Genomic DNA, 16,999 nt, shown 5'->3' on the forward strand with positions numbered 1-16,999 from the left:
AAAGCTACGACACACCCTGGCTCGCCCAGTCCCGCACGGCCTGAGCGAACAACCGCAGCGCGGTGGGCGGATGACGGTTAGACGGGTAATACAGACATAGCCCGGAATAATTCGGGCTCCATTGTTCCAGCAAACGGACCAACCGTCCGGCCTGCAGAGCCTCCGCCACCAGTGACTGCGGCACCCAGGCGATTCCCGCACCGGCCAGCGCGGCCTCGACCATCAGGTTGAGGTTGTCCATCGTCAACTGACCTTCCACATCCAGGCTGACGCTTTGTTCGCCCTGTTTGAATTCCCAGCGAAACAGACCACCACCGGTGAAGCGAAAGCGAATGCAGCGATGGGCCTTGAGATCCTGCGGCGCTTGTGGCGCCGGATGCTGTTGAAGGTAGTCCGGCGAAGCCACGGCAGCGAAACACACGTCCGGCCCGAAGCGGATGGCGATCATGTCGCGTGGCACGTCATCGATCAGCCGGATGCCGGCATCAAAACCGTCGCCGACAATGTCTTGCAGCGCAGCGTCGGCCACGAACTCGATGTGGATGTTCGGATAGCGGGCAATGAACTCGGGAACCACGTGGCGAATCAGCGGCCGGATCGATGACTCTGAGGCGCTGATGCGGATCGACCCTGAAGGGCTGATCCGGGCGGATGTGACCTCGTTGACCACGTTCGCCAGGTCATTCATCAACGGTCGAACCCCGTTGAGCAACTGCTCCCCCGCCTCGGTCAGCGACACCGAGCGCGTCGTGCGGTTGAACAGGCGCATTTCCAGGCGCGCCTCCAGATTGCGCATCGAATGGCTGAGCGCCGACGAAGACACTCCCAACACCCGCGCGGCGCCACTGAAACTGCGCTGTTCGGCAATGGCGATGAAGGCGGTAAGGCCCGGCAGATCTGCGCGCAACATTGATGAAAATCCCTCACTAAGGCATGCAGCCAACCCTATATTGTTGAGCAATCAGCAGCAATATAGAGTCGTTCACCTCGTCGGGAATCCGGCTCTCACGTGAGATGAACCCATGAACAATTCAGCGAAAGTAATCGTGGTGATCGGTGCGGGCGCCATCGGCCAGGCGATTGCCCGGCGCGTCAGTGCCGGCAAGCATGTGGTGCTGGCCGATCTCAAGCAGGAAAACGCCGATGCAGCAGCAAAGGTCTTGCTCGATGCAGGTTTCGACGTGACCACCACCGTGGTGGACGTCGCCTCTCGCGCCTCGGTGCAAGCGCTGGTCCAGACCGCTACCGCCCTCGGTGACATCAACGGGGTGATCCACGCGGCCGGGGTTTCGCCCTCGCAAGCGTCAGCCGCAACCATTTTGCGCGTCGACCTGTACGGCACGGCCGTCGTACTGGAGGAATTCGGCCAGGTCATCGCTGCCGGCGGTTCGGCCATCGTGATTGCCTCGCAATCCGGTCACCGCTTGCCGGCACTGAGCGCTGAACAGAACAAGGCGCTGGCCACGACACCGACCGAGGAACTGCTGGCGTTGCCAATGCTTTCCGCCGAACGCATCAGCGATCCGTTGCACGCTTATCAGGTCTCCAAACGCGGCAACTCGCTGCGGGTCATGGCAGAGGCCGTGCGTTGGGGTAAACGGGGTGCACGGGTCAATACGATCAGCCCGGGCATCATCTTCACGCCACTGGCCCGGGATGAGTTGAGCGGCCCGCGCGGTGAAGGCTACCGGCGCATGATCGAACGCAGCGCCGCCGGTCGTGGCGGCACACCGGACGAAGTGGCGGCCGTCGGCGCATTGCTCATGGGACCCGAGGGCACATTCATCACCGGCAGCGACTTCCTCATGGATGGTGGTGTCACGGCGGCCTACTGGTATGGGGATCTGGCGCCGGACTAAATCACGCTTCATCCTTTATTCGGGGTTAGAATCCGCCCGGTTCGGCTAACAGTTTAAGGATGACCCCGGCATGTCCACCCTCGACACTTCCCTGCAAGACACCGCCGCCCCCGACGGCGTCTGCTTCGGCTGCGGCAGCAGCAACCCGCACGGCTTGCACATCAAGAGTTTCTGGCACGAGGACGGCGTGCACGTCATGGCCGAACACATCCCGGAAGCCAAATACTGCGGCTGGCCGGAGCTGGTCTACGGCGGCCTGATCGCGATGCTGGTGGACTGCCATTCCAACTGGACCGCAATGGCCTACCACTACCGCGCGGAAAACCGCGAAGCGGAAAGCCTGCCGCGCATCAACTGCGTCACCGGCAACCTCGGCATCAAGTTCATCAAACCGACACCGATGGGCGTGCCGCTGACGTTGAAGGCCAGAGTCGAAGGTGAAGTCGGACGCAAGAGCCGGGTGATCTGCGAGGTCTACGCCGGGGAGGTGCTGACGGCGGTGGGTGATTCGGTGTTTGTTCGGGTGGATACCGAACAACTGGCGGCGGCCGCGCATGGTCGCTGACCCAAAACGCTTTTTTCAACAGCCCTGTTCACCCTGAGTTTTTTCGTCGAAACCTCAATATGCTTTGCCTTCAGCAAATTGAGCCCGTGCACAGGCGTCGGTTAACATCGCAATGATGACCAGGCGCCATCATCCCCGCGCCCGCATTTGATTCAGGTTCTGTCCAAGGAGAAAGGCATGCTGTCGGAGGGGGCGCTTCGCGCGCAACGGATTTGTCGCGAGCTGGAGAAGCATTCGAGGGACAAGGGCGTCAGTCTGGAAGAGCTTGAAGAGACCGCTTTTATCATTCTGGGAGGCATGATTCTTCTCCGGGAATCGCGCATCTACAACTACCTTCCAGAAGCGGAGGCCTCTCGATTCGTGGCCATACTTCGCGACATCCTTCATGTCAGTGATCCGGACACTGCCGAACCACAGCTTCATCAACTAAGGCTGATCCTCTCTAGAGCAATGTATTGCGAGTGGTGGGGAGTAGAACGTAGTGCCGGCTCGCTGGCATATGCGATCTATTACCTTGCAGGCATGCTCATGCATGAATTGAGCGAAATGGACTCGAGCGTGCAAAGGCATGTACTCAGCGTTCTTTTCTACAAACTGTATGCACGGCGTGTTCCCATTTCGCAAAAGCATTACCAACTTGTTGCCGCCTACACCCGCCCTCTGGCTCAAATGTTCGGGGGCGTTGCAGAACTGCAGCCCGGTCCCGGTGAAGTCTTCACTTTTTCAGGGTTGCAGGAAGGACAGGATACTCACTTCAACCAGTATCCCGAGGAAATCCCTCACCGCCTGAATGAACGATTGCGCTTTCTTCGTAACCTTCGCCTGGCGGCATATGATCTTGACTTCGAAGGAAGGGACGCGAAGGAAAAAACCCGGAATTTATGGCTGGTTGACCACAGCTTCGATATTCCTCGAGAAGCCTACGGCGAGGCACCTGTCATCTTCTTCAGGACAAACAAGATTCAGAAAATCGTAGAGTTTCGCCGGGCTGGCCATCCTCCAACTATAGTCGTTCTGCGAGGCAGAGACCGGCGCCAAGGTATCGCCCATCTGAAGTTGCGCCGCGAACTGGTGATACATCACCATTTGCGGGCAGTGGTCGACTTCAGTAGCTACTCACCTAAAAAAACCACGTCTGATTTTAGTCTTTTGTATTTTGGTCCGCCGTTTCCCGAATATCCTGATCAAATCGCCCAGATAGATGCCAGGCAACTGCACCCTGACCTCCATACCGACGAAGCAATAAAATGCGCTGCGCTGGTGGGGATTCTGCTGCGTACCTGGACGCAAGGGCAGCATTTGTCCAGAGAGATTCTGGAGGAGTCTGACGCTCCGCGCCGCGTTATTGACTTCATTGAAGACGGACTTCCTCGCGCATATCCTCAGGTTCCCGGCTTCGTCCGCTTTGTCACTGCTAGTCAGATGGGGGAAAAGAAATACTCATTACGCGCCGATGACTATGTCGAGCAGAAGGAGGATCGTGGCTGGCATTCAGATGTCGAGATTGGTCAAATCTTGTTTAGTCTTCGAGCCAGCAGTCCAAATCAGTCGGTATATCTAATTGGCGACAATGGCTCCGGCAAAAGCCTTGCCTTGCGCGACGTAGCGATTGCACTTGCCCGTGAACAACGCCAGAGCTACGGCATCGCGTTCGGAACCACGGACCGGTTCGACAAGGCACCACTCTCTGAACCGATGAAATCGAACTTCACCTATGCCGGTGCGCGAACCTTCCAAAGCGGGCCAAATTTGCGCAGGGCGCTTGGTGAACTGGGCGACATGGCCAACCGGATCTTCGATGATCCCGATCGTCTCAGTTGCTTTGAAACAGCACTCGACTGTTTGGGTTTCAAGCCGAGGCAATACTTAGTACCCATCGGTATGAGCTCCACATCGGACCCCAGGCAGAGGGCGCTGGCCGACATTCATCCCTTGTCGGCGCTCGACGAAACAGAAAGACAGCGCAAGGAGCTAGAAACGCGCCGCGCCCTACCCAAGGGTGCTTACAAAATTGCGGTAATTCGGAATGACTCCCCCGAAATCGTAACCTTCGACGCGTTGAGCTCAGGCGAGCAACAGATCCTGACAATGGTGATCAAAATCGTCGCCAATGTTCAACCCAACGCCACCGTTCTGCTGGATGAACCTGAAATCAGCCTGCATGTGGGATGGCAGCGCAAGCTTCCGCAAGTGCTGCGCGAATTTTCACATGCACTTGGGTGTTCATTTGTAGTTGCCACCCACTCCCCTATCCTCATCGCATCGACCAACGATGCCAACGATCACTGCTTCGTGATGCGCAAGCGTCGCCTGTTTGAGCTGTCGCCCACACAACGCCGCTCTGTCGAAGCCAGCCTGTTCGAGGGTTTCCAGACCTACACGCCATACACCCACCATGTTCAGGAACGTTGCGCGGCGATAATTTCCGGTGTCATCGGTGAATCCGACGACCAGGGGCTGGTGTCCAATGATGACAACGCATTCCTTGATCAACTGCTATCACTCAAAGACCACTTGGGTGAAACCGGGGTATCAGGGGCGGCCAATGACCGGATACTGGTCGACAAGGCCATCATTGCAGTACGCGAGATCCTGACCTCATGAGCGATTTCAACGACTTCAGCGCAGTACGCAAACGCCTGCGCGATGAACTGGCGGCGTATATGGATCGCCCTCACAGAACCAAAAAGCACCGGCCCAAAGCACGAAATTTGGTGCATTCGCTTTTTCAACAGTCAAGAAAGAACAAAGAGGATGGTTGGAAGCTTCTTGAGGCACTGGCTGACGACAAAGAAGCCATCGCTACGCCATCGCAACTCAAGGGAGCACTTCGCGATCAGTTGGTGAAACAACAAGGAAACCGCTGCTGCTATTGCCGGCGGTGGCTGGTGAATACCGCGTATGCCAGGCCTGTCGAGCACATTCTGCCAAGAGCCTCCTACCCCCAGTTTTCGCTGCATTTCTGGAATCTGGCAGTCGCCTGCACCGACTGCAACGCTCTCAAGAGCGACAAGGTATGGGGACGGATTGATCTGAACCGGTTGAATTATCCCCTGCCACACCATATTGATGACTGGTTCCACCCTCGATTCCACGATTACGATCAGCACATACGTTATGTTCGTCTGGAGTCGAACGAAACGACGGTCATTGTCTATCGTCCAAAATCCGAGCAAGGAAAGGCCGTCTGCAACTCGTTACTACGCCATATCGCGGCCAAGGAAATGCTGATTGCAAACAACCCGACCCTGAGTTCTTTCGTCGCAAGCGTCAACGAATGCGGTGATCGTTTCGACGGTGCAAAGGCGCAGAAACTGCGTGAATTCCAGGACGAGTTGAACGCTTCGGTTGCCCGCATGATTGATGGCTGATACGCCTGATCCAACTGCTAAAATCTGCGAACCCTTTGCCCGAAGCCCAAACAATGCCCGATCGCGAAATCATCATTCCCGAATCCATGAAACCCATCATCGAACGCGCCGGTTACGCCCCGGCGGTTCTGGTCGGCGACACGCTTTACTGCGCCGGTCAGGTGGGCAGGACAGCAGATTTGAAAGTCATCGAAGACCCCGAGCAGCAATTCATCCGTGCCTGGGAAAACCTCGACGAAGTGCTGAAGGCCGGCGGTTGCACCTTCGAAGACGTGGTGGAGATGACTACTTATCACATCGACATGAGCCGGCACATGCCGGTGTTTCGTGAAGTGAAGAACCGCGTATTCCCCAAAGGCTTCTGCGCCTGGACGTGCATTGGCGTCTGCGAACTGGCTCATCCGGGGCTGCTGGTGGAAATCAAATGCATGGCCGTGCGCAGGCGCGCTATACCTGTGTAGTGCTTTTCACCACCAACGCGAGGCGTTGAACCATGGACTTGACCCTCTATTACCACCCGTTGTCGTCCTACTGCCACAAGGTACTGATCGCCCTTTACGAACACGGCACCACATTCGACAAGCGCGTCATCGACCTGTCCAGCGAAGCCGAACGAGCCGAGCTGCGGGCTCTGTGGCCGCTGGTCAAATTCCCGGTGCTGCATGATCGTGCCCGCCAGCGCAGCGTGCCGGAGTCGAGCGTGATCATCGAGTATCTGGATCACTACCATGCCGGCGCTGGCCGGCTGATCCCCGACGATTGGGACACCGCCCTGCAAGTGCGCCTCTGGGACCGGTTTTTCGACAACTACGTGATGACGCCGATGTCGCAGATTGTCGCCGACCGCATCCACGACCGACACGGCGACCTGACCAGCCAGCGCACCCTGCTGAACACCGCGTACGGCATGCTCGAACGTCAGTTGGCGACCCGTCAGTGGATCGCCAGCCCGGACTTCAGCATGGCCGATTGCTCCGCGAGCCCAGCCCTGTTTTACGCCAGCACGCTGGTGTCGTTCCCCGGTGACCATGGCCACTTGAATGCCTATTTCGAGCGGCTGGTTCAGCGCTCCGCCTTCAAACAGGTGCTCGAAGAAGCCAAACCGTGGTTTGACTTCTATCCCTTTGCCGAGGCGATTCCCCCACGGTTTCGCTGAACGCGGCCCTTAAGCCGGCTGGTGACTGGTCACGCAGTGAATCCCGCCACCACCCGCCGCGATGGCGTCGATGTTGATCTGCACCACGTCGCGGTTCGGGTAAAGCTGTTTGAGCAGGTCGAAGGCCTTTTTGTCGGCGTCCTTGTCGCCAAACTCCGGGGCGATGACCGCGCCGTTGATGACGAAGTAGTTGATGTAGCCGGCCGCGAAGTCGTCATTGTTCTTGTTGAACTTGGTCTTGCGCGGTTTCAGCGGTGGCGACACGGTGTGGATCTGCAACGGGCGACCGTCGGCGTCGGTGGCCTTTTTCAGGATTTCCAGGTGCGCCAGCGTGACCTTGTTGTCGTAGGATTTCGGGTCGGTGTCGAGGTTGGCGATGACCACGCCAGGCTTGACGAAGCGTGCGTAGAAATCGACGTGAGCGTCAGTGATGTCCTTGTCCTTGATGCCCGGCAGCCAGATGATTTTGCGCAGGCCCAGGCGTGCCTTCAGTTCCGCCTCGACATCAGCCTTGCTCCAGCCGGGGTTGCGGTTGCTGTTGACCCAGCAGCTTTCGGTCATGATCCCGGTGCCGTGGCCATCGACCTCAATGCCGCCGCCCTCGCCCACCAGTTCGCTGCGGATGTAGGTCGCTTGTGCGTCTTGCGCCACTCGTTGGGCGATTTTCGCGTCTTTGGAGTGCTGCTGCTTGTTGCCCCAGCCGCTGAAATTGAAGTCCACCGCGCCGAGGCCGCTTTTGTCATCGATGACGAAGTTGGCGCTGATGTCACGCATCCAGATGTCGTCGAGATTGGCGATCTGGTAAGTGATGTTGGAGGTGCCGCAAATCTCTTCGGCCAGGCTGCGTTCGCCGCTGCGGCAGTAGATGGTCAGCGGTTCGTAGCGGGCGATGGCGCGGGCGATCCGGCCCAGCGCTTCCTGGACGTCTTCGGTGAAATCTTCCCAGATCGCGTCCTGCGCACCAAAGGCCATGTAGGCGCGTTCGTGCTTGTCGCCCTCGTCGGGCATGAACCAGCGACCTTCGCTGGCCGCCAGCACCCGCGCCGGGGACAGGCCGAGGCCCATGACGGCAGCGCCTACGCCGGCGGCGACTGAAACCTGTTTGATGAACTCGCGACGAGTCGGCATGTGTACGTTCCTGATGTGTAAAGGGGCTGCCGAAGCAGCCCGGAAAAATCACTTTGCAGTGGCGGTCTTGAACTTGGTCCAGGTGCGCATGCGGGCGCGCATGTCGGCCTGGGGAATGTCCTTGCCCGGTATCAGACGAGCATAGGTCGCTTCGTCGAGGTAGATGTCCGGGTTATTGCGCATCGCCTCATCCACGTTTGGCCGGGCCTTGGCGTTGGAGGTCGGGTAACCGGTGAAATTGCTGATCGCGGCCATGTTCTCCGGACGCATCACGAAGTTGATGAACGCGTAGGCGTACTCCGGGTGTTTGGCATCGACCGGAATGGCCATGGTGTCCATCCACACCGTGGTGCCCTCGCGGGGAACGCGGTACTGGAAGCGGGTCTGTTTGCCGGCACTGTCCGAGGTGCGCTGGGCCTGGGTCATGTCGCCGCTGTAGCCGAGGGACAGGCACAGGTTGCCGTTGACCAGATCGGTGACCGGTTGCGACTGGAACTTGCGGATGTGCGGCCGCAGCTTCATCAGCAAGTCACTGGCCGCCGCCAGATCCGCAGGCTTGGCGCTGCGCGGGTCGCGGCCCAGGTAATTGAGCACCACCGCCAGCACCTCGTCCGGCGAGTCGATCATCGAAATCCCGCAATCGGCAAACTTGGCGGCCAGTTCCGGTTTGAACAGCATGTCGAGGCTGTTGACCGGGGCGTCGGCCATGCGCTGCTTGATCTGCTCGGCGTTGTAGGTCAGACCGATGGTGCCCCAGGTGTACGGCACTGTGGCCTTGTTCGAATGCTCGTAATGGCTGCGCAGCTTTTGCAGGCCCGGCTCGATGTCGTTCATCGCTGTGACCTTCGAAGGATCCAGCGGCAACAGGCTGCCGGCACGCATCAGCCGCTCGGCCACGGTGTCGCCGGGGAAGATCAAGTCATAGCCGCTGCCACCGGAGAGCATCTTCGCTTCCAGGGTTTCGCTGCCGTCCATCACGTCGTAGATCACCTTGATCCCGGTTTCGGCGGTGAACTTTGTCAGCGTGTCTTCGGCGAAATAATCCGCCCAGTTGTACAGCCGCAGGGTCTTGTCTTCGGCGTGCACGGCCGGCATCAAACCGGCCAGCGCCAGGCCCAGAGCGCCAAGCAACCACTTGTGTGAAGTAGGCATATCAGACTCCTTGAGGATTCCAGCGGGCGTGAAGGTGACGGCCGTCCTGGCTCAACAAGGCGCCGTACATTTCCGGGCGACGGTCGCGGTAGATGCCCCAGCTCAAGCGATCTTCACGCATGGCTGCCAGATCGAGGCTTTGCACCAGCACACCAGTGCTGGCGCGGTCGGCTTCGGCGAGCATTTTTCCCTTGTGGTTGCAGATGAACGACGAGCCGTAGAAATTCATTTGCAGCGCCGCATCGGTGCCCGCCACTTCACGGCCAACCCGGTTGGACGCGATCACCGGCAGCAGGTTGGCAGCGGCGTGGCCACGCATGGTCATCTGCCAGTGGTCCCGCGAATCGAGATCCGCGCAGCCCGGCTCAGAACCGATGGCGGTCGGAAACAGCAGCACTTCGGCGCCCATCAAGGCCAGGCAGCGAGCGGTCTCCGGGAACCACTGATCCCAGCAGATGCCCACGCCGAGGCGGCCGAACGCGGTGTCCCAGACTTTGAAACCGGTGTCGCCGGGACTGAAATATTCCTTCTCCTGATAGCCGATGGCGTTGGGAATGTGGGTCTTGCGGTACACACCCAGCAAACGCCCGTCGGCATCCGCCACGCTCAGGGAGTTGAAGTAGGCATTGCCGGCCTTTTCGTACCAGCTCAGCGGCAGCACCACACCGAGTTCACGGGCCAGCGCGGCGAAACGCGACAGCACCTGACTGTCGCGAAACTCCTCGGCCAGCGCCATGTGATGGTGGCTCTGTTCGATGCAGAAATACGGCGTGGCGAACAACTCCTGCAACAGGATCACTTGTGCGCCCTGTGCGGCCGCTTCACGCACCAACTGCTCGGCGCGATCGAGGTTACTTTTCAGATCCCAGGTGCACGGCATCTGGGTAGTAGCGACTTTCAGCATCGTCATCGATCAACCCTCCACCGGCCAGGCTGGCTGTTGCTGGGTGATGCAATGCACACCGCCGCCACCGTGGGCCAGATGATTGATCTGCACCGGCACCACTTCACGTCCCGGGAACGCCTTGGCCAGCGTTTCTGCCGCGACATGGTCGGCCTCGATGCCGTACGCCGGCATGATGATCGCGCCGTTGGCGATGTAGCAGTTGGTGTACGAGGCGCAGAACACTTCGGCTTCGGTGTCCACCGCATCGGTGGCTTCATACAGTTCGATCAGCTCGAATTTTCGGCCCTGGGCGTCGGTGGCCAGTTCCAGTGCGCGGCGGTTTTCCCGCACCACTTCGGCGTACACCGAGCTGCGATCATGGGTGGCGTCCACCAGCAACACACCAGGGCGAGCGAAGGCACAGACGCCATCGACGTGGCCGTCGGTCATGTCGCCGGTGACGTAATCCGGATCGCCCGGCAACCAGATGGTTTTCTTCACGCCGAGCAGACGGCTGAAGATCTCTTCCATCTCGGCCTTGCTCACGCCAGGGTTGCGGTTGGGGTTGAGCAGCACCGATTCGGTGGTGATCAGCGTGCCCTCGCCGTCCACGTGGATCGCGCCCCCCTCGTTGCTCAGCGCCGTGCCAAAGCACTCGCCGCCCAGGTGATTGAGCACGCGACGGGCCAGGCTTTCGTCCAGGTCGTGAGCCGACTTGCCGCCCCACGCGTTGAAGCGCCAGCTCACCCCGGCCAGACCTTGCTCCGGATGAACCACGAAGCTTGGGCCGGAGTCGCGGCACCAGCTGTCGTTGACTGCCAGCGGGATCAGTTCGATGTTCGGCCCACACAAGGCTTTGGCGCTGGCGATGGCCGACGGATCGACGACCATTTTCACTGGCTCGAACCGGGCGATGGCATTGGCGACCCGGGCGAAATCTTCCTGCACCAACGGCAAGGTGACGCGCCAGCCCGACTCCCACAGGGCCTGATTGTGTGGCCAGACCATCCAGGTCGCGGCGTGCGTTACCCACTCTGCCGGCATCATCCAACCGCTGTTGTTGTTTTTGTTCTGCTGCATGGTAAAAAGCCCTTTGAGTTAAGCCATTGTGTTCAATGAAAACAGCCTTGGCGGCGTTGACGTGCATGCTAATGGCGGCCTCACGGGCAAACAAACGATGGATTTAGCGGAAAACTGATTAGAGGAACTTATCAATCATGCTGAAACACTGGCCACCCCTCAGCTCGTTGCGCGGCTTCGAAGCCGCCGCAAGGCTGGGCAGCTTCCACAAGGCCGCCGAGGAACTGAGCCTCACGCAGTCGGCCATCAGCCAGCAGATCCGCAGCCTTGAGGCCTATCTGGAGCAGCCGCTGTTTTTCCGCAGCGGACGCAGCGTCAGCCTGACCGACGCCGGCCACGATCTGCTCAGCACCACTCAGGCGATGCTGCAGCAACTGTCGGTAGGGATTCGGCGGCTGGGGCAATACCAGAAACCCAATCAACTGGTGCTCAACACCACGCCGGCGTTCGCGCGGCACTGGTTGTTGCCACGACTGGGGGATTTCCGCCGCCAGCACCCGAATGTGGACCTGTGGATTTTCAGCACCGACGAAGTGCCGGAGATGGCGACCCAGACCATCGATCTGGCAGTGCGCGACGACATCAGCTCCCAGGCCGAATGCAGCTTCAAAGTGCTGCACGCTGATCGACTGTATCCGGCGTGTCATCCAAGTCTGCTGGCGGTTCCGCCTGCACAGCGCACCACCCTGCACGGCGAGCGGGAAATGGACTGGAGCCATTGGGCGGTGGAATCCGGGATCGACGTCGGCCAGCAGGATCAGGGCCTGAACTTCTCCGATCCGGGGTTGCTACTGGACGCGGCGTGCGGCGGGCTCGGTATCGCGCTGGTCAGCCAGTTGCTCAGCCGCAAGGCCCGGGCCGACGGGTTGTTGCAGCCCTTGGTGGACGACACCATTCGCGGCCCGAACTGGGCGCTGCTGACCCACCGCGACAGCGAGAGCGATCCGATGGCGCGCAGTTTTACCGAGTGGTTGCTGGCGAACCTGAGCGATCCATGACCGGTGCGTGGCGGGCCATTACCTCGGCGATCCAATCGATGAACACCCGCAGCTTGCGGCTGATGTGGCGGTTCGGCGGGTAGGCGACATAGAGCGGCATCGGATCGAGGCGCCAGTCTTCGAACAGCGGCACCAGATTACCGCTCGCCTCGTGAGCCTTGGACATGTACTTGGGCAACCACAACACGCCCAGCCCCGCGAGGCCCGCCGACAGGTAGGCATTGCCGTCATCGACGGCCAGCACATGGCGCCCCTTGATCTGCAGATCTTCGTGTTCGTTGTGCAGGGCGTAAGGCACGGGTTTGCCGGTGCGCGCCCAGAGGAAACCGACCACCCGGTGATGGCTGTCTTCCAGCTCTCGGGGATGCGCCGGGGTGCCGGCACGGGCCAGATAGCTCGGCGCGGCATACACGCCAAGTTGAAGATCCGCAACCTTCCGGGCCATCAGTGACTGATCCCGCAGCTCGCCCCCGCGCACCACGCAATCGACGTTCTCATCGATGATGTCGACGATTCGGTCGCTGACGCCCATGTCGATCTGAATCTCCGGGTAACGCGCGCAGAACTCCGGCAGCGCCGGCACCAGAATCAGATTGGCCAAGGGGCTCGGCACATCGACCCGCAAGCGTCCCTTGGGCTGGGCCGCCGCGCCGGGAAGGCTGGTTTCGGCATCGTCCATATCGGCCAGCAACTTGATCACCCGCTCGTAATAAGCCGCGCCGTCCGCCGTGGCGTTGACCTTGCGCGTGGTGCGGTTGAGCAACTTGACCCGCAGGCGTGCCTCCAGCTGCTGCACCAGATGGGTCACGGTGGTCTTGCTCATGTGCAGGGTCTCGGCGGCTTTGGTGAAACTCCCCGCCTCCACCACCCGGGCGAAGGCTTGCATCGCGTCAAAACGGTCCATCACCCACCTCTAATAGCGGCTCGATTGTTTGGGATTTACAAACAGTGATCGCCAAGGTTGCGCGTTTATCGCGCCGAGGCAAGTCCCTAGAGTTTCTCCATCGCAGGTTTTCAACCCATTGAAGGAGACACTCCATGACCAACGCTCAGCCAAAACGTGACGTGGTTTTCCCGCCCGGACGCCATGCCCTCTACGAGCGCAATCGCTATTCGCCGGCCGTACGCTCCAACGGTTTTCTGTTTGTCTCGGGCCAGGTCGGCAGTCTTGAGGACGGCTCGCCCGAGCCAGATCTGAAACAACAGGTGCGCCTGGCCTTCACCAACCTGAATGCGATTCTCGGCGCGGCCGGCGGCAGCTTTGATGACGTGGTGGACGTGACCGTGTTCATGGTCGATCCGCAATCGACCTTCGAAACCATCTGGGAAGTGGTGCCCGAGTTCTGGGGCGAAGCGCCGCATCCGACCATCACGGCGGTCGGTGTGACGTGGCTGTATGGCTTTCAGTTCGAGATCAAGGTAATCGCCAAGCTCCCGGAATGACCTGATATCGCGTCGATTTGCAGCACGGGCCGACAGTCTTCAGACTGTCGGCCCGCCTTCCTTTTGCGATCCATCGCCATGCCCGACACCTTGTTGAAGCCCAGTCTGCCCGGCATCGCCCTGCGCCGCTGGCGCGTGCTGCACCGCGTCAAGCAGAGCCATGCAGCGGAGTTGTTCAGGGTCACCCAGTCGACGATTTCCCGTTGGGAAAGCGGCATGCAGGCAATGGACCCGGAGGCGCACAGACAACTCGAGACTTTGCTCGCGGCGCGACTCGACAGCGCGGCCGATCAGGCCCTCGCACGACTGGTTACGGACAGTGCGCGCCCGGTTCACCTGGTCTGCGATCTGACCCATCGCCTGCTGGCCTGTTCCCCGGCCCGCGCCGCGCAGTTCAGCAGTCCGCTGAGCGATCTGCTGGGGCAATCGCTGTGGCGCTTTGCGACGGCGCAAATCCAGCACAAGGAGTCCTTGCTGGATGACGCTGGCTGGCGAGAAGTCCAGGCGCCACCGGCACTGGAATTCGTCACCGGCCACAATGATTCAACCCTCGTTCCCATCCGCGAAAGTCTTTGCCGCTGGACGCGAATTGCGCTTTCAGACGGCACCGCCGCACGACTGGTAGAAACGCTGTAGGCCGAGTGCCGCATATTTTATGCGTGGACGATGATCGAGGCCGGGCCTAGGCTTTGAGCCCTGCTCTCTTTATCCCGGCCACCGTATGAACCTCGAAAAAATCAAGGGACGCCTCGACTTTCTGCGCGAAGCAGAACGGCTCAAGGACGTCCTCAGAAGCGCTCACACCTCCTCCGGTCGCAACGAAAGCACCGCCGAACACAGCTGGCGCCTGTGCCTGATGGTGATCGTGTTCGCCGACGACCTGTCCGGGCTCGACCTGCTGAAAGTCCTGAAAATGTGCGTCATCCACGACCTCGGCGAAGCCATCAATGGTGATATCCCGGCGGTCAACAAAGCCGACTTCCCCGACAAAGGTGAACAGGAGCGCAACGACTTGCTGCTGCTCACCCGTTCCCTGGACGACGCGCTGAGAAACGAAATCCTCGCGCTCTGGGACGACTACGAAAACGCCCGTTCTCCCGAAGCCAAAGCGGTGAAGGCGCTGGACAAGCTGGAAACACTTTTACAACACACTCAAGGCAAGAATCCGCCAGACTTCGACTATGGCTTCAACCTGGCCTACGGCAAGCAATACACCAACGCCGATCCGCTGTTCGAAACCCTTCGAACCCTGATCGACCGGGATACCCGAGAACGCATGAATACAAACATCACAATCCGCAACGAACGCCCCGAAGACATCGACGCCATCGCCCGAATCACCGAGGCCGCGTTCCAGCACGAAGAACACTCCAGCCACACCGAACAATTCATCGTCAACGCCTTGCGCCGCGCCGGTCAGCTCAGCGTTTCGCTGGTGGCCGTTGAAAACGACACGGTGGTCGGCCATGTCGCCATTTCACCTGTGACGATTTCCTCCGGAACACAGGACTGGTACGGCCTGGGCCCGATCTCTGTGTGCCCGACCCGCCAGCAGCAAGGCATCGGCTCGGCGCTGATGAAAGCCTCGCTGGCGGAGTTGCAGCGCATCGGCGCAGTGGGTTGCGTGGTGCTTGGCGATCCGGGCTACTACGGCCGCTTCGGCTTCAAGGCCCATGCAGGTCTGGAGTTGCCGGGGATTCCGGCAGAGTATTTTCAGGCGCTGGCGTTTGGCGGTGAGTTGCCGGTCGGTGTCGTGAAGTATCACGAGGCTTTCGACGCGACCGCGTAACGGTTCGCTGCCGCTCAAAGCGGCAGCGAGCAACTCGAATTGCTCACAATCCGTGTTCAACGGCTTCACCAAAGCGCTCTTGATGCCGTTTCGGCGATCAATATTCTGTCAGTAGCCGTTTTTGCACCTGACAGAAAAGAGCCCACGCCATGCCCAGCCCGAGAACCCTGTACCAGAAACACATCGACAGTCACACGGTCTGCACCCTCGACGATCAGGGCCACGTGCTGCTTTACATCGACCGCCAGGTCGCCAACGAATACACCAGCCCGCAAGCTTTCAGCGGCTTGCGCGACGCAGGACGCAAGGTCTGGCGCCCGGCTGCCACGCTGGCGGTGGTCGATCATGTGAACCCTACAGCGCCGACCCGCACTGCGACCATGCCCGACGCGGGCGGTGCGCGGCAGGTGTCGTATTTCGAAGAGAACTGCCGTGACTTCGGCATCGAGCTGTTCGACGTGCTGGACAAGCGCCAGGGCATCGAACACGTCGTGGCGCCGGAACAGGGTTTCATTCTGCCGGGCATGGTGGTCGCGGCCGGTGACAGCCACACCACCACTTACGGCGCACTGGGTGCGTTCGGTTTTGGCATCGGCACCTCGGAAATCGAGCACCTGCTGGCGACACAAACCCTGGTCTACAAACGCCTGAAAACCTTGCGCGTAACGGTCAATGGCGAGCTCGGTGCGGGCGTCACGTCGAAAGACATCATCATGGCCCTGATCGAAAAGATCGGCGCTTCGGGGGCCACCGGTTATGCGATCGAATTCACTGGCCCGGCGATCAGCGACCTCAGTGTCGAAGCGCGCATGACCATCTGCAACATGGCCGTGGAGGCTGGCGCCCGTGGTGCGTTCATGGCGCCGGACGACAAGGTCTTCGCCTACCTGCAACTCAAGCCGCGCACGCCCAAAGGGGAAATCTGGGAACAGGCCGTCGAGCGCTGGAAAACCCTGCACAGCGATCATGGCGCGGTGTTCGATCGTGAAGTCAGCCTCGATGTCGCCGCGCTGGAACCGATGGTCACCTGGGGCACCAGCCCGGATCAGGCCGCCCCGATCGGTGGACGAGTGCCGGACCCGGCCGGCCAGCCCGACCCGATTCTGCGTCAGGGCCTGCAACGCGCCCTCGATTACATGGGCCTGACACCCGGCACGCCGCTGAACGAAGTGGTGATCAGCCACGCCTTCATCGGCTCCTGCACCAATGCGCGGATCGAAGATTTGCGTGACGTGGCCCGCGTGGTGCGCGGCAAGCGAGTCGCGGCTCACGTGCGGGCGATGATCGTGCCCGGCTCGACTCTGGTACGCGATCAGGCCGAAGACGAAGGGCTGGCGCAGATCTTTCTCGATGCCGGTTTCGAGTGGCGGCAATCAGGCTGCTCGATGTGCCTGGCGATGAACGACGACGTACTGGCAACCGGTGATCGCTGCGCATCGAGCACCAACCGCAACTTCGAAGGCCGCCAGGGCGCCGGTGCACGCACGCACCTGATGAGCCCCGCGATGGTCGCCGCAGCCGCCATCACCGGACATTTGACTGACGTTCGCGCCTTCGCGCCGGGAGTTTGAG

17 protein-coding genes and 1 pseudogene are annotated in these 16,999 nt (G+C 60.3%); 12 read left to right on the forward strand and 6 right to left on the reverse strand.

The window, feature by feature from the left end; translation table 11 throughout:
- Positions 1-4: 4 nt before the first annotated feature.
- Positions 5-910, reverse strand: a complete 906-nt coding sequence (locus tag AC1RR7_RS14265; protein WP_493157792.1) for a LysR family transcriptional regulator — start codon at positions 908-910, stop codon at positions 5-7.
- Positions 911-1,022: 112 nt separating this feature from the next.
- On the opposite strand from AC1RR7_RS14265, the gene AC1RR7_RS14270 reads away from it, so the two are divergent.
- From AC1RR7_RS14270 to AC1RR7_RS14295, 6 genes are all read left to right on the forward strand, one after another.
- A complete protein-coding gene (locus AC1RR7_RS14270) occupies positions 1,023-1,859 on the forward strand; it encodes an SDR family oxidoreductase (protein WP_273536491.1) in 837 nt (278 codons plus the stop codon).
- Positions 1,860-1,929: 70 nt separating this feature from the next.
- Positions 1,930-2,424 carry a PaaI family thioesterase gene (locus tag AC1RR7_RS14275; RefSeq protein WP_493157795.1) on the forward strand — a complete coding sequence of 165 codons (495 nt, stop codon included), beginning with the start codon at positions 1,930-1,932 and terminating at the stop codon, positions 2,422-2,424.
- 177 nt (positions 2,425-2,601) lie between these two features.
- Positions 2,602-5,028: an AAA family ATPase gene (locus AC1RR7_RS14280; RefSeq protein ID WP_493157797.1), complete on the forward strand. Its 2,427-nt coding sequence runs from the start codon at positions 2,602-2,604 to the stop codon at positions 5,026-5,028.
- On the forward strand, positions 5,025-5,795 hold the full coding sequence (locus tag AC1RR7_RS14285) for an HNH endonuclease (protein WP_493157799.1): 771 nt from the start codon (positions 5,025-5,027) through the stop codon (positions 5,793-5,795). Before AC1RR7_RS14280 ends, AC1RR7_RS14285 begins: the two co-directional genes overlap by 4 nt.
- 53 nt (positions 5,796-5,848) lie before the next feature.
- Entirely contained in the window at positions 5,849-6,256 is a 408-nt protein-coding gene (locus AC1RR7_RS14290) for a RidA family protein (protein ID WP_493157801.1), read from the forward strand.
- 32 nt (positions 6,257-6,288) lie between these two features.
- Positions 6,289-6,951 carry a glutathione S-transferase family protein gene (locus tag AC1RR7_RS14295; protein ID WP_493157803.1) on the forward strand — a complete coding sequence of 221 codons (663 nt, stop codon included), beginning with the start codon at positions 6,289-6,291 and terminating at the stop codon, positions 6,949-6,951.
- 9 nt (positions 6,952-6,960) lie between these two features.
- Here the strand turns inward: AC1RR7_RS14295 and AC1RR7_RS14300 are convergent, their stop codons facing one another.
- From AC1RR7_RS14300 to AC1RR7_RS14315, 4 genes are read right to left on the reverse strand one after another with little or no spacing between them, the layout of a single operon-like run.
- On the reverse strand, positions 6,961-8,079 hold the full coding sequence (locus AC1RR7_RS14300) for an agmatine deiminase family protein (RefSeq protein WP_096821660.1): 1,119 nt from the start codon (positions 8,077-8,079) through the stop codon (positions 6,961-6,963).
- A gap of 48 nt (positions 8,080-8,127) precedes the next feature.
- Entirely contained in the window at positions 8,128-9,231 is a 1,104-nt protein-coding gene (locus AC1RR7_RS14305; protein ID WP_102621663.1) for an extracellular solute-binding protein, read from the reverse strand.
- Position 9,232: 1 nt separating this feature from the next.
- The gene (gene aguB / locus AC1RR7_RS14310) at positions 9,233-10,141 is read right to left on the reverse strand and encodes an N-carbamoylputrescine amidase (protein WP_096821658.1); all 909 of its coding nucleotides are present in this window, start codon (positions 10,139-10,141) and stop codon (positions 9,233-9,235) included.
- Positions 10,142-10,144: 3 nt separating this feature from the next.
- Positions 10,145-11,197: an agmatine deiminase family protein gene (locus AC1RR7_RS14315; protein ID WP_493157806.1), complete on the reverse strand. Its 1,053-nt coding sequence runs from the start codon at positions 11,195-11,197 to the stop codon at positions 10,145-10,147.
- Positions 11,198-11,334: 137 nt separating this feature from the next.
- Between AC1RR7_RS14315 and AC1RR7_RS14320 the strand changes: the two genes are divergently transcribed.
- Positions 11,335-12,195 carry a LysR substrate-binding domain-containing protein gene (locus AC1RR7_RS14320; protein ID WP_096821656.1) on the forward strand — a complete coding sequence of 287 codons (861 nt, stop codon included), beginning with the start codon at positions 11,335-11,337 and terminating at the stop codon, positions 12,193-12,195.
- Here the strand turns inward: AC1RR7_RS14320 and AC1RR7_RS14325 are convergent.
- Positions 12,158-13,099 (reverse strand): LysR family transcriptional regulator, encoded by a 942-nt coding sequence (locus AC1RR7_RS14325; RefSeq protein ID WP_192560651.1) that lies wholly within the window; start codon positions 13,097-13,099, stop codon positions 12,158-12,160. The genes AC1RR7_RS14320 and AC1RR7_RS14325 overlap by 38 nt on opposite strands.
- A gap of 134 nt (positions 13,100-13,233) precedes the next feature.
- Here AC1RR7_RS14325 and AC1RR7_RS14330 point away from each other — a divergent pair, with 134 nt between their 5' ends.
- The 5 genes and pseudogenes from AC1RR7_RS14330 to leuC all read left to right on the forward strand — a co-directional run bounded on the left by AC1RR7_RS14330 (position 13,234) and on the right by leuC (position 16,998).
- Positions 13,234-13,638, forward strand: a complete 405-nt coding sequence (locus AC1RR7_RS14330) for a RidA family protein (protein ID WP_493157808.1) — start codon at positions 13,234-13,236, stop codon at positions 13,636-13,638.
- A gap of 78 nt (positions 13,639-13,716) precedes the next feature.
- Entirely contained in the window at positions 13,717-14,274 is a 558-nt protein-coding gene (locus tag AC1RR7_RS14335; protein ID WP_493157810.1) for a helix-turn-helix domain-containing protein, read from the forward strand.
- Positions 14,275-14,359: 85 nt separating this feature from the next.
- A pseudogene (locus AC1RR7_RS14340) lies at positions 14,360-14,917 on the forward strand (HD domain-containing protein); the annotation flags it as partial.
- On the forward strand, positions 14,915-15,427 hold the full coding sequence (locus AC1RR7_RS14345; RefSeq protein WP_493157988.1) for a GNAT family N-acetyltransferase: 513 nt from the start codon (positions 14,915-14,917) through the stop codon (positions 15,425-15,427). The pseudogene AC1RR7_RS14340 and the gene AC1RR7_RS14345, both read left to right, overlap by 3 nt.
- Positions 15,428-15,576: 149 nt before the next feature.
- Entirely contained in the window at positions 15,577-16,998 is a 1,422-nt protein-coding gene (leuC, locus tag AC1RR7_RS14350) for a 3-isopropylmalate dehydratase large subunit (protein WP_493157811.1), read from the forward strand.
- The last annotated feature ends 1 nt before the right edge of the window (position 16,999 follow it).

It is taken from the genome of Pseudomonas sp. GW821-FHT11G12 (genome assembly GCF_058808055.1).